Source organism: Pantoea sp. X-Soil-TKNS-1211 (genome assembly GCF_059730495.1).
The window spans coordinates 650,950-667,002 of record NZ_AP035953.1; the positions used below are offsets into that span (position 1 = coordinate 650,950).

The window sequence follows — 16,053 nt, forward strand, 5'->3', positions numbered from 1 at the left end:
AACGAGATATTTAATGGCTATCAAAAAAACCGAACTCTATTCCTCCCTATGGGCAAGCTGCGACGAACTACGCGGTGGGATGGACGCCAGCCAGTACAAAGACTACGTGCTGACCCTGCTATTTATGAAGTATGTGTCAGACAAATATAAGGGTGATCCTTACGGGATGATCGTTATCCCGAAAGGGGCTAGCTTCGACGATATGGCTGCGCTGAAAGGCAATAAAGAAATCGGCGAAAAAATTGACATCATTCTGCAAAAACTAGCGGAAGAGAATGGCCTGAAAGGTGTCATTAGTGAAGCTAGCTTTAACGATGAAGACAAGCTCGGTAAGGGCAAGGAGATGGTTGACCGTTTGTCGAAGCTGGTTGGCCTTTTTGAGGGACTGGATCTGTCCGGCAACCGGGCCGAAGATGACGACCTGCTGGGCGATGCCTATGAGTACCTGATGCGCCACTTCGCCACCGAGTCCGGCAAAAGTAAGGGGCAGTTTTACACGCCAGCGGAGGTGTCCCGCGTTTTGGCGAAGGTGATCGGCATTACGCCCGATACGCCGCAGGATGCGACGGTGTACGACCCCACCTGCGGCTCCGGTTCGCTGCTGCTCAAAGTCAGCGATGAAGCCCGACGCGGGCTGTCGATTTTCGGGCAGGAGATGGACAACGCCACCAGCGCGCTGGCTCGGATGAACATGATCCTGCACAACAACGCCACCGCGAAAATCTGGCAGGGCAATACCCTGAGCGATCCGCAGTGGAAAGAGGCCAACGGCAGACTGAAAGCCTTCGACTTCGCCGTGGCCAACCCGCCGTTTTCCAATAAAAACTGGACCAGCGGACTGGATCTGAAAAAAGATCCGTTTGAGCGCTTCGTCTGGGGTGTTCCACCGGAAAAGAACGGCGATTACGCCTTTCTGCTGCACATCATCAAGAGCCTGAAAAGCACCGGCAAAGGGGCGGTGATCCTGCCGCACGGCGTGCTGTTCCGCGGCAACGCCGAGGCGAATATCCGTGAAAACCTGATCAAGCAGGGCTATATCAAGGGGATTATCGGCTTACCGGCCAACCTGTTTTACGGCACCGGCATCCCGGCGTGCATTATCGTGATTGACAAGGAGCACGCCCACAGCCGCAAAGGCATTTTTATGATCGACGCCAGCCGGGGCTTTATTAAGGATGGCAACAAGAACCGCCTGCGCAGCCGGGATATTCACCGCATTGTGGACGTGTTTAACCACCAGCGTACTGTGCCCGGCTACAGCCGGATGGTGTCGTTAAGCGACATCGCCGGGAATGATTACAACCTGAATATCCCCCGCTATATCGACGGTGGCGAACCAGAAGATCTGCACGATCTGACCGCCCACTTACAGGGCGGTATTCCGGCGCGCGATGTGGATGCCTTACAGGATTACTGGCGGGTATTCCCTGCCCTGCGCGACGTGCTGTTTGCCTACGATCGCCCCGGCTACTGTCGGGCGCAGGTAGAGGCGCAACAGGTGAAGCCGACCATTCTGGCGCATCAGGAATTTAAGGATTTTGCCACCCAGAGCCTGCTGCCGTTTAAGGCGTGGGTGAAAGAGGCGGCGCTGAATGAGATCGGTAAGGGCGATAAACCCAAGGCGCTGATCCACGATATCGGCGAGATGCTGCTGGCGCAGTATGCCAACAGCGAGCTGCTGAATAAATACAGCGTGTACCAGATCCTGATGGACTACTGGGCCGATGCCATGCAGGACGATGTCTACGTGATCATGCAGGACGGCTGGCAAGCCGCCGCGCAAATTCGCGAACTCCAGCCGGTGAAAGGCAAGGACGGCAAAAACGTCTGGAAAGAAGCGCACGATTTTGAGTTTGACAAGCGACGTTACAAGGCTGACGTGCTGCCCCGTTCGCTGGTGGAAATTCGCTTTTTTCCGGAACTGCTGGACGCGCTGACCCGTGCACAGGCGCGCAGTGAAGAAGCCAGCCGTCAGCTAGCCGAGTATGTCGAGGAGCAGGCCGGGGAAGACGATCTACTGGCCGAGGCGAAGAACGATAAGGATAAGGTGACGCAAAAGTTAGTCAATGCCCGCCTGACAAAATTGAAGAAAACCACCGCCGATCCGGATGAGCTGGCGGCGCTGACCCGCTGCCTGGAGCTGATTAAAGCAGAAGCTAATGCGAAAAAAGCGCTAAAAGCCGCTCAGGAAGCGCTGGATCGCGCGGTGTTTAAACATTACCCCACGTTGGATGACGCGGCGATCAAAGCGCTGGTGGTGCAGGACAAATGGCTGGCGACGTTGCAGACCGGGATTAAGGCGGAGATTGAGCGTATCACCCAGCAACTGGCTGAGCGCGTGAAGGAGTTGGAAGAGCGCTATGCCGAGCCGTTACCGGCGCTGGAAGCGTCCGTTGAAGAATTAAGCGAGAAGGTTGCCGGGCATTTGCGGGCAATGGGGCTGGTGTGGTGATGGTGGAATTAATGGTGAATGAGCAGCAGTCGGGTACGGCGGGGAAAGACGTGCCTGCGGGGTTTAAGATGACTGAGGTGGGGGTTATTCCAATAGATTGGTATGTGGCCCGATTAGGTGATGTATGCGATTTAATCAATGGAAGAGGATTTAAGCCTTATGAATGGGGTTTTGAAGGCCTACCCATTATTCGTATTCAAAATTTGAATGGCTCGGATGAGTTTAACTATTATAATGGTAATTATGATCCCAAAATTTTCATAAAGCATGGTCAATTGTTATTTGCATGGTCAGGTAGTCGAGGCTCATCTTTTGGCCCTCATGTATGGTCAGGAAACGATGCGCTACTGAACTACCACACATGGAAATTATTAATTAAAACGCCATTTTTGGAAGATGGCTATTTCTATTACATATTAAAGAATCTAACAAAAAAAATAGAAGAAAAAGCTCATGGTGCATCAGCTTTAGTCCACACTCAAAAAGGTGAAATGGAGCAATTTTTAATTCCATTGCCTCTTAATAAAGATGAGCAAATAAAAATTTCTAGTTCCCTCGACAGTATTGATACACTCATAATTAAAATGGAAAAATTGCTTATCAAAAAACAGGCTATCAAAACAGCCACCATGCAACAACTGCTAACGGGTAAAACCCGTTTGCCACAGTTTGCATTGCGTGAAGATGGGATGATTAAAGGGTATAGAAAGAGTGAAGTAGGAGATATTCCTGAGGACTGGCATACATCAACCATACTAGATATAGTAACTCATATAATCGATTATCGAGGAAGAACTCCAAAAAAACTTGGAATGGATTGGGGGAATGGAAATGTTGTTGCACTTTCTGCTGGGAATGTAAAAAAAGGATATATAGATTTCTCATCTGAATGTTATTTTGGTTCAGATGAACTATATAACCGTTGGATGACGTCCGGTTCTCCTAAAAAAAATGACATTGTATTCACAATGGAAGCACCATTAGGAAATGCAGCTCTCATCCCTGACGAAAAAAAATACATTCTAAGTCAAAGAACTATATTGCTACAAATAAATGAAGAAAAGTTCACCCCTGTCTTTATATTGCAAGTGTTGTTATCTGATTTTTTTCAATCATATATCTATGATTGCGCTACTGGCTCAACAGCCCAAGGCATTAAACGTAGTGTATTTGAAAAATTATATATAGCCGCGCCTAAAAATAGGGAAGAACAAACCGCCATCGCCGCCCTCCTCTCCGATATGGACAAGGACATTCAGACCCTGCAACAGCGTCTGGACAAAACCCGTAAGCTTAAACACGGGATGATGCAGGAACTGTTAACCGGGAAAACCCGCTTAATATAGAAGGGAACGCACATGGCTTATGATTACAGCGCGAATCTCAACCCGGAAAAAGCCCTGATTTGGCGCATTGTCCACCGGGACAATATCCAGTGGTTACTGGACCACGGTCTGCACTGCGGCAACAGCCCGGTGCAGTCTGCAAGCTGGATCAATATCGGCAACCCGGAGCTTATCGACAAACGCGCCGGGCATCCGGTGCCTGCTGGGACGGGCGGGACGTTGCATGACTATGTGCCGTTTTACTTTACCCCCTTCTCGCCGATGCTGATGAATATCCACAGCGGGCGCGGCGGTATTAAGCAGCGCTTCAATGAGGAAATCGTCATTCTGGTCAGCAGCCTGCGACACGTGGCGGCACAGAACGTCCCCTTCGTGTTTACCGACAGCCACGCCTATTATAATTTATCTAACTACTATACCGATCTGGACAACTTGAACCGGATCGACTGGTCCATCCTACAGGCACGAGACTTTCGTCGCGATCAGGACGATCTGTCCAAGTTTGAACGCTATCAGGCCGAAGCGTTAATCTGGAAGCACTGCCCAATCACACTGCTGGGTGGGATGATTTGTTACGACGAAGGCGTCAAGTTACAATTAGAGCAGTGGCTTTCGCAACGCAATCTGGCAATGCCCGTACACGCACGGGCGGGGTGGTACTTCTCATGATCTCATTTACACAAGGCAATTTACTCGACGCGCCCGTGGAAGCACTGGTGAATACGGTTAATACCGTCGGTGTCATGGGGAAAGGCATCGCACTGATGTTCAAAGAGCGCTTCCCCGACAATATGAAAGCCTATGTCCTCGCCTGCAAAAAAAAGCAACTGACGACCGGCAAAATGTTTATCACCGAAACCGGTGAGCTGATGGGGCCGCGCTGGATCGTCAACTTCCCCACCAAACAGCACTGGCGTGCCGACTCCCGCATGGAGTGGATTGAAGACGGCTTACAGGACTTACGTCGCTTTTTGATCGAAGAGAAAGTGCAGTCCATCGCCATTCCCCCGCTGGGCGCAGGCAACGGCGGCCTGAACTGGCCGGACGTCCGGGCGCGGATTGAATCTGCGTTGGGCGACCTTCAGGACACTGAAATCCTGATTTACGAGCCCACCGAAAAATACCAGAACGTCGCCAAGAGCACCGGCGTAAAAAAGCTCACTCCCGCCAGAGCGATGATCGCTGAATTGGTGCGCCGCTACTGGGTACTGGGCATGGAGTGCAGCCTGCTGGAAATCCAGAAGCTGGCATGGCTGTTACAACGCGCCATTGAACAGCATCAACAGGAAGACGTGCTAAAACTGCGGTTTGAGGCGCACTATTACGGCCCCTATGCCCCCAACCTGAACCATCTGCTTAACGCGCTGGACGGCACCTATCTGAAAGCCGAGAAACGCATCCCAGACAGCCAGCCGCTGGATGTGATCTGGTTTAACGATCGGGAAAAAGAACATGTCAACCTTTGGCTGAATGCCGAAGCCAAAGAGTGGCTACCGGCGCTTGAGCAGGTCAGCCAGTTGATTGACGGCTTTGAATCGCCGTTTGGTCTGGAGCTGCTGACGACCGTTGACTGGCTGCTGATCCGAGGAGAATGCCAGCCCACACTGGATTCCGTAAAAGAGGGACTGCACCAGTGGCCTGCGGGTGAACGCTGGGCCAGCCGTAAGATGAAGCTATTTGATGATAAGAACCTGCAATTTGCCATCAACCGTGTGATGGAGTTCCATTGCTGAACATTTAGGGAGAGCACCCTTTGAGCACTATCGGCCAGCGCGAACGCGCCACACAGCAGCGTTTGATCCAGTTTTTTGTTAAGGATTTAGGATACCGCTATCTGGGCCGAAGCGCCGGGTATGCCGGGGACAGCAATATCGACACGGACATACTGAGCGCATGGCTGAAGCGGCGCGGCATCAGCGATACGCTGATTACCCGCGTGCTTCGGCAACTGGATTCCGCCGCCGCGCTGGGCGAAGGCAAAAAGCTGTATTACGCCAATAAAGAGGTCTATCGCCTGCTGCGTTACGGCGTGAAGGAAAAGGAAGGTGCGGGCGAGCAGAATCAGACCGTGTGGCTGATTGACTGGGCGAATCCTGAAGCCAATGATTTCGCCATCGCCGACGAGGTGACGATAAAAGGTGAATACAGCAAGCGCCCGGATCTGGTGCTGTACGTTAACGGCATCGCGCTGGGCGTGATTGAACTTAAACGCTCGTCTGTCCACGTCAGCGAAGGCATCCGGCAGAATCTTGATAATCAGAAAAAAACCTTTATCCGCAATTTCTTTACCACCATGCAACTGGTGATGGCGGGTAACGATACTCAGGGGCTGCGCTACGGTACCATCGAAACACCGGAAAAATATTATCTGGAATGGAAAGAAGAGAATACTGGCGCATACACGCATAAGCTCGACTTTCATTTAAGCCGCCTGTGCAGCAAGTCAAGGCTGCTGGATGTCATCCATAATTACATTGCTTTTGACATTGGGGTGAAAAAACTCTGTCGCCATAATCAGTTCTTTGGCGTCGAGGCTGCTAAACAGCATATTGCCCGTCGTGAAGGCGGAATTATCTGGCACACGCAGGGATCGGGTAAGAGTCTGACGATGGTTTGGCTGGCGAAGTGGATACGTGAAAACGTGCCAAACTCGCGCGTGCTGATTGTGACCGACCGCACCGAACTGGATGAACAGATAGAAAGCGTGTTTATGGGTGTGGATGAAGGGATTTATCGCACCTCCAGTGGCAACGATCTTATCGCGACGCTCAATCATCCTAACCCGTGGCTCATCTGCTCGCTGGTGCATAAGTTCGGTCGTCGCAGCGAAGTGGAAGACAATGCAGCAACCGATGCTTTTATCACCGAATTGCAGCAATCTCTGACGAAAACGTTCCTTGCCAAAGGTGATTTGTTCGTTTTTGTGGATGAGTGCCACCGCACACAGTCCGGCAAGCTGCATAACGCAATGACAGCCATTCTGCCGGAAGCCCTGTTTATCGGTTTTACCGGTACGCCGCTGATGAAGAAAGATAAAAAGAAATCGGTGGAGGTGTTCGGCCCTTATATCCACACCTACAAATTTGATGAGGCAGTGGCCGACGGCGTGGTGCTGGATCTGCGCTATGAGGCCCGCGATATTGACCAGTATCTGACATCTGAGAAAAAGGTTGATGACTGGTTTGAGGCCAAAACGCGCGGCCTGTCGAATTTAGCCAAAACCCAGCTTAAGCAGAAATGGGGCTCAATGCAGAAACTACTGTCCAGCAAGTCGCGGCTGGAGCAGATCGTTAACGATATTTTGCTGGATATGGACACCCGCCCGCGCCTGATGGACGGACGCGGTAACGCCATGCTGGTATGCAGCAGCGTGTATCAGGCCTGTAAGGTTTACGAAATGTTCAGCCAGACCGATCTGGCGGGAAAAGTGGCGATTGTAACCAGCTTCCGTCCCGATGCAGCCAGTATTAAAGGAGAAGAAACCGGCGCAGGCCTGACCGAGAGGCTGTACAAATTCTCGACTTATCGCAAAATGCTGGCCGACTATTTTGAGCAAAGCGAAGAGAAGGTTGCCGGGCGTATCGCCGAATTCGAGCGGGATGTTAAGCAGCGCTTTATTAGTGAACCGGGACAAATGCGTCTGCTTATCGTAGTGGATAAGCTGCTGACCGGCTTTGACGCGCCGTCCGCCACTTATCTTTATATCGATAAAACCATGACGGACCATACGCTGTTTCAGGCGATTTGTCGGGTAAATCGGCTGGATGGGGAAGATAAAGAGTACGGTTATATTATCGATTATAAAGATCTGTTCCGCTCTCTGGATAAAGCGATAACCGATTACACCACGGGCGCATTTGACGATTACGATCGAGATGATGTTGATGGCCTGCTGAAAAATCGTCTGGAGCAGGCGAAGCTGGATCTCGACAGCGCGCTGGAGGTGGTTCGCAGCCTTTGCGAACCCGTCAAGGCACCGCGCGATTTACCGGATTATCAGCACTATTTCTGCGGTCTGTCGGGGGAAAACCAGGCGATATTAGGTGAAAAAGAGGCGTTGCGCCTGTCGTTCTACCAGAATGTTGCCCGCCTGCTGCGTGCTTACGCCAGCCTGGCGAATGAAATGCAGGAAGCGGGTTATACCGATGAGGAAGTGGAAAGCATCTACGCCGAAGTCGCTAAATTCGAGAGATTGCGCTATGACATTAAGCTGACTAGCGGTGATCTGCTGGACATGAAGCGCTTTGAACCGGCCATGCGCCACCTGCTGGATATGTACGTTCGCGCCGACGGTAGCGAAGTGCTGATGGATTTCCAAGAGTTAAGCCTGATTGAGCTGATTGTTGAAAAAGGCGCAGCAGCAACCGCTGCTCTACCGGATGAGATCCGCAACAATCAGGATGCGATGGCGGAAACTATCGAAAACAACGTGCGTAAAACCATCGTGGATGAAAACCCGGTGAATCCGAAATACTACGGACGCATGTCGCTGTTGCTGGATGAGCTGATTACCCTTCGTCGCCAGAATGCGCTTGATTACCAGCAATATCTGGAGCGTATCCGGGATTTGAGCAAACAGGTCATTCGCCCGGAACAAACCGCCGGAGCATCCTACCCTGATACGATGGACACACAGGCGAAGCGCGCGTTCTATGATAATTTCGGTCATGACGAGGTGCTGGCAACACGGATTGATACGACAATCCGCTATACCAAAAAAGCGGAGTGGATTGGCGATCGCTTTAAGGAACGAGAGCTTGCCTGCGCACTGCGCGAAGAAACCGCGAGCTATAACGTCAATATTGATGACGTTCTTGAGCTTGCCCGCAAGCAGAAGGAATACCACTGATGCCGGTCATGCAGATAGGCACTCTGAGCTTACAGGTTAATCGTAAGGCGATTAAGAACCTGCATATTAGCGTCCTGCCACCCGACGGCAAAGTCCGCGTTTCAGCCCCGGAACACATGACGGAAACGGCAATAAGAATGGCGGTAGCTTCACGTTTTCGCTGGATAAGAAAACAGCAGCAGGATTTCGCCAAACAGCCACGCCAGTCAGAACGTGAGATGGTCAGCGGAGAGTGCCACTACCTATGGGGCCGTAAATATCGGCTGTTTGTGATTGAGCGTCAGGGACGTCATGAAGTGAAGTTGGCTGGAAATAACAAACTTCAGCTTTATATCCAGCCCGGAACCAGTGAAGAGAATAAAGTGCTGGTATTAAACGACTTTTATCGTTGTGAACTGAAGCGACAGGTCGCCAAATTACTTCCCGAATGGCAGGCGAGAACCGGTATCCCTCCAACTTTCATGGGCATCAAAAAGATGAAAACCTTTTGGGGCACCTGCAATACCACTACAAAGCGAATTTGGCTCAATCTGGAACTGGTGAAGAAGCCGCCGGAATGTCTGGAGTATATTCTGGTGCATGAACTGGTTCATTTACTGGAGCGTCATCACAACGAGCGTTTCCTCCTCCATATGGACCGCTTTATCCCTAACTGGCGGGAACGGCGTGATTTGCTTAATAAAATGCCGCTGGCATTTGAGGCGTGGGAGTATTGAATAGTTCCTGCTGAGTTAAGGTATTCGTTACTGTTTTAAATTATTTATAGATTATGTTCTCTGATTTGATGAAACGGGTATTTTTTAATTCTCTGATATAAAAGTGAAGTGGAAAGTATAAATTTCAGCTTGGCGATGGTTTGGAAAAATTTGCGACGTTGACTAAGGCTTTTGACGCCATGAGATAACAAGCTTATGATCCACCTCAATTTCTTTTCCTCATGAAGGGACGGCTATGGGCAACAGAATGTGGATGATTCGCGGCGACGGCGGCAAGCTTTATGACGATTTTCGCGATAATAAAATCGTTGGTATTGGTTGGTCTCAACTGGCTCCTTTGGTCAAACCCGGTCTATCCCGAGCCCAGTTACTCGTCTTTTACCAAGAAGCAGACCCTTTAGCCAAGCTGGGAACAGCCCGTTCAGGTGCATCACAGGTCTGGCGTTTCGTCAATGAAATCCAAAAGGGTGATTGGGTCATTACGTACTCGCCAGCCAACCGTACTTACCTGTTAGGGAAAGTAATATCCGACTTCCAATACCATCCTGAATGGTTGGAAGAGGGCATGGGTATTGCTCGGCAGGTGAAATGGAATGGTGAAGAAATAGACCGCGACCGATTGTCTGTTGCTACCAAAAATACTCTGGGCTCCACGCTGACAGTCTTTCAGCTCCCGGAATATGCGTTAGATGAGCTTTTGCAGAATAAGAAACCTAACGTAGACATTATTACTCAGAATCCAATTGCAATGGATGAAGATGAAATCGTTTCTGATCCGCTTCGTGATATGGAAATGCTGGCGTTTGAGGGGATCAAAGATCGAATCAACTCACTCGATTGGGACGAGATGCAGAATCTTGTTGCCGGAGTCTTACGCAGCATGGGATATAAAACGCAAGTTTCTCCAGCTGGAGCCGATCGGGGTAAAGACATCATTGCCTCGCCTGATGGATTCGGTTTTGAGAATCCGCGCATTATCGTTGAGGTAAAACATCGCAGAGAACAGATGGGCAGCCAGCAGATTCGCAGCTTTATCGGCGGTCGCCATAAAGACGATCGCGGGCTTTATGTCAGCACCGGTGGCTTTACGAAGGATGCCCGATATGAGGCCGATCGTTCGACGATACCTCTGACGCTCTGGACGCTGGACGACCTTGTCAGGGCGCTTATCGAAAATTATGAGCAAGTTGATATCGAGACCAAACTTCTGGTACCTCTGAAGAAAACATTCCTGCCTGCCTGAGCCTTGCTTTGATAGCCATATCGGTGTTGAACTGATGTGGCTATTTATACCCGATGTCCACTCCACCACCCAAAATGCCATAGCATTCCCCCCCAACACCCACTAGCATTCCTACCATAGACCCCTATACCCACCACCCAGGCCACACCCATGCTAACTCGCTCCCCCACCCGTGACTGGCGTCTCCCTATCGCAGGACTCCTCATCCTGACATTGCTGATGATCGCCACCACCCTCTACACCCACTGGCCCGCATTCCTACAATGGAGCCTCGCCACGCAAATCTCGCTGCACCGCAGGTTGGTGGCGTACCTCTTGCAACTCAACAGCCACGATTACACCGGTGGAATATGGCTGCTGGGCGGCGCATTTATTTACGGCGTGCTGCATGCTATCGGGCCGGGACATGGGAAATTTATCGTCACCACCTATCTCAGCACCAACAAGGAAAGCCAGCTGGCGGCGCGCGTGGTGCCTTTTCTGGGTAGCCTGATGCAGGGCATCAGCGCCATTCTGTTTGTCTATATCCTGGCTGTCGGTTTTAACCTGGCGGCTGGCGATCTCAGCACCAGCCGCTGGTATGTGGAAAAAGTCAGTGCGCTGCTGATTGGCGCGTTTGGGGCATTTGTTATCTGGCAGACGCTTCGCCAGCAGCGACCACGAAAAATAGCTATCAGCACCATCAAATCGCTGCATCAGCACCCGGAACAATGCGGTTGTGGGCATCACGGTGTCGGCGCGGATTTGACGCACGCAGACTGGAAAACCCGGCTCGGCGTGGTGCTGGCGATTGGCGCGCGGCCCTGTAGCGGAGCGATTATGATTCTGCTGTTCTCCAATACGCTGGGGATTGTCAGTTGGGGCATTGCCGCCGTGATGACCATGTCATTGGGGACCGCACTGTCTATTCTGGGTTTGTCGCTGGCGGTGCGTTATGCGCGCCATCGTACCGTGACCTTCTTCAGCCGCGATAACGAAAACATCCGCTGGGTGATACCCGCAGTCAGGATCGCGGGCGGTGTGATTATCATCCTGTTTGCCACCGTGTTGTTCCTCACCGTGATCCCGATCAGTGCCAACGGGGATTATATCGCCGCCGGATGCTAGCCAAACTCAGCAAGATCCGTCAGGCCAAGCGCCACTTCGCTCAGGCATAGTCAATGGCAAGGAGAATGCCATGCCCGTCAACAAAACCGATGTTTACCATCAGCGCTTTAACAAGGTGTTTGATTATATCGATCAACACCTTGACGATCCGCTGCTGCTGGAGCAATTGAGCGACGTCGCCCATTTTTCGCCCTACCATTTCCACCGGCAATTTACCGGTTACTGCGGTGTCGCGCCGGGGCGCTACATTCAGCTGATGCGCCTGAAACGTGCGTCGTACCGGCTGGCATTCAATCCGTCTGAGAAGATTATCGATATTGCGCTGGATGCAGGCTTTCAGCATGCGGAGTCATTCAGTCGTGCGTTCAAACAGATGTTTGAGATGACGCCGAGCGAGTTCCGTCGCCAGCCTGCCTGGGTCAGCTGGCACCAGCGTATGCCACCGCTACAGACCAAACGGAGAGAAACTATGCCGGTCACTATCATCAATTTTCCCGCCACACAGGTGGCGATGTTGTCACATTACGGCCAACCAGAACGCATTATGGAGACGGCGGCACGCTTTATCGCGTGGCGCAAATCCACCGGGTTATCACCGGTGGTCAGCAGCCAGACATTGGGTATCGCACCGCATGATCCCGCCATCACGCCCGCAGAGACGTTCCGCTTTGATATCTGTGGTTCGGTAACTGCACCCGTCCCGGAGGATAATGCTTTTGGCGTGATCAACGCGCTTATCCCCGCCGGTCGCTGTGCGCGGCTGCGTCATCATGGCTCGCACGATGCCCTTACCGAAAGTGCACGCAGGCTATATAGCGACTGGCTGCCAGCCAGCGGTGAGGAACTACGTGATTTTCCATTGTTCTTTCATTATCAGAACTTTATTCACGATGTGCCGGAACACCAACTGATCACTGACATCTATCTGCCATTGAAATAGCAGAAACTCCCGGTAGCATTTGCTGGCGGGAGTTTCTCGACACAACGCGCCCATATCGTGGCAGAATAGCCGCCCGACCCATCAAAATCGTGCAAGAGAGAGACGATATGTCAGATGACATCGAGCTGCGCATCTATGAACTTGTCCGTCGTTATGATGGCGTATATCTGTTTAAGCAAAAAACGCTGTCACCACAGATTGATATCGATAGCGATCTCAATTTTGACGACGACGAAGCTGCCGCGTTGATGGAGGAATTTTTCGCCGAATTCAACGTCGCGCGTGGCACCTTCACTATCGAAACCTACTACCCACCTGAGCCATCCCTGAGCGAAATACTTAATCCTTTTAATAAACGTCAGGTACCGGTGGTGCCGGATTTTACGCTTGGCATGTTGATTGAATCGGCTAAGGCCGGGCGTTGGTTGTATGAATAATCGCTCCCTTTAGCGTTGCTGATGCACGCCAACCCCGCTTTTTCCTGGAGCCACTTCCTCCTTCAGCGTCAGTGCCGGAATCCTATAATCGCCACCATTTTGCTGACGAAAGGCGATCGGCTTACAGGTCGCTAAGGTATCCAACCGGGTTGCCAGCGTGTCGCACCAACTGGCGAAACGCGCCCCTGCTGATTTCTGCACCTGATAAAACACGCTAAAGCCCGGATAGAACAGCATGCCATGCTGGATGGGGAACAGTAGATCGTCGATAGGACCATTGATATCGCGCGGGTTGTAATGTGATTCCCAGCCGCCAGTGCTGACCACCAGCATCGCCCGTTTACCCGCGTGGCATGTTACCCACCGCCGTGCTGAAACATTACGTGAACCGTTGTGCGTTGCCGCACCGGATTGCCGCCTGGCGGTGTTTGGCCTCAATCCTCCACTGGTGGCGCAGCAACTGGAGAAAGCCGAGCTGGATTTGATTTTCCATACCGGCGACCATGCGCCTGAAACGTTGCATCAGCGTAAGTTGTTCACGGAACGCTACATGCTGGCCGGACGTATTGGTCATCCGCATCTACATCCGGGCCTGACGCTGGATACGTTCTGCCAACTGGAGCATCTTATCGTCTCGCCGGATGGTGGGGGATTCAGTGCCGCTACCGACCATGCGCTGGCAAAGATTGGTCGTGCGCGGCGCGTGGTGCTTTCGGTGCCGCATTTTCTTTTTATGCTGGAAGTGTTGGCGAGCAGCGATTTGGTCGCGGTGTTGCCGGAGCGCCTGGTGCGCAACGCAACGCAGTTGCAGGTGATTGAACCGCCGGTTGATGTGCCGGGATTTGATATTTTAATGATGTGGCACGAACGCGTGCAGCGCGATCCGGCTCATCAGTGGTTACGCCAACAGATTCTTGCCAAGGTTTAGTGGTTTGTTCGTTAAAAATTCACTTCTCCCGGCCCGAAAAACTGCGCACACTAGCCACCTTTACCCTTTTGGAGAGATGGCATGACATCCCGAAACCTGCTGGCGCTTGCGCTATTTGCCAGCATGGCCGCGCCGCTGTGGGCAGATGACAGCGGTGTTTCCTTCAGCCATAAAGACTGGGAGCTGGCGTGTGATAACACGTTGACCTGCCGTGCGGCAGGTTATAGCACCGAAGAGGGGGCAGGCGGTTCGGTATTGCTGACGCGCCAGGCCGGGGCGAATACCGTCGTGAGTGGCAAGGTGGTGCTGGCCGATGCGATGGACGAGGAACCCAAGCCCGTGGCGGTGCTGTCGTTATGGATTGACGACATCTCTCAGGGTGAGTTGCAGAAAGCCGATAACGACGAATGGCATTTAACCGAGGCGCAGACGCAGGCAGTGATCACCGCCGTGAAAGGCAATAGTACGGTTGAGTTTCGTGGTGGAGAAGAACCGTTTGAGCTGTCGGATAATGGTGCCTTCGCCACGTTGTTGAAAATGGACGATGCGCAGGGACGTACCGGCACGCCAGGCGCGCTGGTCAGAAAAGGTGATAAGCCGGAAAGTAGCGTATTGGTCGCGGTAGTGGCTCCGCTAATCCAGCAGGTCAAGGTCATCCAGGCCCAGCCACGTCCGTTAACGGCGCAGGAGCTGTCGTCGGTTAAACCACAGCTGATCGCTTCGCTAACGGATGATGACAGCTGCGATAATCTGCAACCGTCTGATGATCAACCGGAAGAGGGGGCTGAGCCGATCACGCTGACGCCGGTGGATAAAACCCACGTGCTGATTTCCGCACTGTGCTGGCGCGGTGCCTACAACGAAGGTTATGGCTACTGGTTGATGGACAAGCGTTTGCAGCAAAAGCCTGGACTGATCTCCGATTCCGCCTCTGACTACCACGACGGCGTGATTTCGCTGGCGCAAAAAGGGCGCGGCATTGGCGATTGCTGGAGCACCGCTGCCTGGGTATGGGATGGCAAAAACTTCCAGCAAACCAGCGAAGCGACCACCGGGATGTGTCGTGCTATCCGCGCGGGCGGGCCGTGGCAATTGCCCACACTAGTGACGAATGTGAAACCCGCGCGATGATGTGATATGGCGTAGCGGCGCGATTTATCGCGCGGTTTTGATACATGCGCCAAAACATCGCGCGATAAATCGCGCCGCTACATATCGTTGGGGTGCTACCTTGGCTAACTTCGATGGGTTATTTCATGCAGCACTGCTTGTACTTTTTGCCGCTGCCACACGGACAGGGATCGTTACGTCCTGTCTTCTCACCGGCAAAATAAGGCACCTGCGGTGCTGGCTCCGGTTGCGACAGACGCTGCTCCTGCCAGAAATCATGCAGTTGCAATGCCGCCGGGCGAATCGCTTCGATACTGGCTTCAAACTGTTCCGGGGTGAAGCCATCCAGTTGCGCAAAATTCTCTTCACTGCCGTGCAGGGCGATGGTATCGAGTGCCGGTTGTTGGGCTTCCGGCAGGGCTGACCAGTCATCCAGCGCCACGCCGCGCATATAGCCAAAGCACCACTCTTCCACCACGGTAAACTCCTGGCCTTCCATCTCCTGGGTGCCAAACAGCGGATCAAACTGGTCCGGGAATTCACTGAGACGCTCGGCGATATCGTTCATATGCTGGAAGGTCAGACTCATAAAACGGTCCATTTCGCGTTCGTTCGACCATTTCGGAATATATTTCTGACCACCCCACATCGCCACCAGCCATTCGCTCGGTTCGATGTCATTGGGGCCGGAAAGCAGCGCGGTGAGCATGCCATCCAGTTCAGCAACATCCACCACGGAGTGCTCATTGCCGTATTTCTCCAGCATATCTTCAAGCCAGTTCAGCTCTTTTTCGGTTAACGGCCCCTGGTTCATACGGTATCTCCTGCGATCGGTGCTTATTGGCGGGCAAGTTGCCCAACGTCGATAAGGCGCGATTATAGCGGGAAGGAGAGGGTGTCAGCTATCAATTGCCGCTTTTCAGCA

General features: G+C 52.3%; 12 protein-coding genes and 2 pseudogenes. 12 read left to right on the forward strand and 2 right to left on the reverse strand.

Features of this window, described 5'->3' with window-relative positions:
- Positions 1-13 precede the first annotated feature (13 nt).
- From AC6I8W_RS02925 to AC6I8W_RS02970, 10 genes are all read left to right on the forward strand, one after another.
- Entirely contained in the window at positions 14-2,452 is a 2,439-nt protein-coding gene (locus AC6I8W_RS02925) for a type I restriction-modification system subunit M (protein WP_497836904.1), read from the forward strand.
- Positions 2,452-3,798 carry a restriction endonuclease subunit S gene (locus AC6I8W_RS02930; protein ID WP_497836905.1) on the forward strand — a complete coding sequence of 449 codons (1,347 nt, stop codon included), beginning with the start codon at positions 2,452-2,454 and terminating at the stop codon, positions 3,796-3,798. Before AC6I8W_RS02925 ends, AC6I8W_RS02930 begins: the two co-directional genes overlap by 1 nt.
- 12 nt (positions 3,799-3,810) lie before the next feature.
- Positions 3,811-4,467, forward strand: a complete 657-nt coding sequence (gene darT / locus AC6I8W_RS02935) for a type II toxin-antitoxin system toxin DNA ADP-ribosyl transferase DarT (protein ID WP_497836906.1) — start codon at positions 3,811-3,813, stop codon at positions 4,465-4,467.
- Positions 4,464-5,531: a type II toxin-antitoxin system antitoxin DNA ADP-ribosyl glycohydrolase DarG gene (darG, locus tag AC6I8W_RS02940; RefSeq protein ID WP_497836907.1), complete on the forward strand. Its 1,068-nt coding sequence runs from the start codon at positions 4,464-4,466 to the stop codon at positions 5,529-5,531. The genes darT and darG overlap by 4 nt, the downstream gene beginning before the upstream one ends.
- A 20-nt stretch (positions 5,532-5,551) precedes the next feature.
- Positions 5,552-8,647, forward strand: a complete 3,096-nt coding sequence (locus tag AC6I8W_RS02945; RefSeq protein ID WP_497836908.1) for a type I restriction endonuclease subunit R — start codon at positions 5,552-5,554, stop codon at positions 8,645-8,647.
- Complete coding sequence (locus AC6I8W_RS02950; protein WP_497836909.1) at positions 8,647-9,363, forward strand: M48 family metallopeptidase; 717 nt, start codon at positions 8,647-8,649, stop codon at positions 9,361-9,363. Before AC6I8W_RS02945 ends, AC6I8W_RS02950 begins: the two co-directional genes overlap by 1 nt.
- A 253-nt stretch (positions 9,364-9,616) precedes the next feature.
- Positions 9,617-10,606 (forward strand): restriction endonuclease, encoded by a 990-nt coding sequence (locus AC6I8W_RS02955; RefSeq protein ID WP_497838095.1) that lies wholly within the window; start codon positions 9,617-9,619, stop codon positions 10,604-10,606.
- A gap of 150 nt (positions 10,607-10,756) precedes the next feature.
- On the forward strand, positions 10,757-11,713 hold the full coding sequence (locus AC6I8W_RS02960; protein WP_497836910.1) for a nickel/cobalt transporter: 957 nt from the start codon (positions 10,757-10,759) through the stop codon (positions 11,711-11,713).
- A 70-nt stretch (positions 11,714-11,783) separates the two neighbouring features.
- Positions 11,784-12,653 (forward strand): AraC family transcriptional regulator, encoded by an 870-nt coding sequence (locus AC6I8W_RS02965; protein WP_497836911.1) that lies wholly within the window; start codon positions 11,784-11,786, stop codon positions 12,651-12,653.
- A gap of 107 nt (positions 12,654-12,760) precedes the next feature.
- Positions 12,761-13,090, forward strand: a complete 330-nt coding sequence (locus AC6I8W_RS02970; RefSeq protein WP_497836912.1) for a DUF1493 family protein — start codon at positions 12,761-12,763, stop codon at positions 13,088-13,090.
- A 9-nt stretch (positions 13,091-13,099) separates the two neighbouring features.
- On the opposite strand, the pseudogene AC6I8W_RS02975 reads toward AC6I8W_RS02970, so the two are convergent.
- Positions 13,100-13,435: pseudogene (locus tag AC6I8W_RS02975) on the reverse strand (NAD(P)H-dependent oxidoreductase); the annotation flags it as partial.
- A gap of 55 nt (positions 13,436-13,490) precedes the next feature.
- Between AC6I8W_RS02975 and AC6I8W_RS02980 the strand changes: the two are divergent.
- Both AC6I8W_RS02980 and AC6I8W_RS02985 read left to right on the forward strand, forming a co-directional pair.
- Positions 13,491-14,018 (forward strand): annotated as a pseudogene (locus AC6I8W_RS02980) (LysR substrate-binding domain-containing protein); the annotation flags it as partial.
- A gap of 81 nt (positions 14,019-14,099) precedes the next feature.
- Complete coding sequence (locus AC6I8W_RS02985) at positions 14,100-15,149, forward strand: DUF1176 domain-containing protein (RefSeq protein ID WP_497836913.1); 1,050 nt, start codon at positions 14,100-14,102, stop codon at positions 15,147-15,149.
- Between the two features lie 118 nt (positions 15,150-15,267).
- Here AC6I8W_RS02985 and AC6I8W_RS02990 read toward each other — a convergent pair whose 3' ends face one another.
- Complete coding sequence (locus tag AC6I8W_RS02990; RefSeq protein ID WP_497836914.1) at positions 15,268-15,942, reverse strand: YecA/YgfB family protein; 675 nt, start codon at positions 15,940-15,942, stop codon at positions 15,268-15,270.
- Positions 15,943-16,053 lie beyond the last annotated feature (111 nt).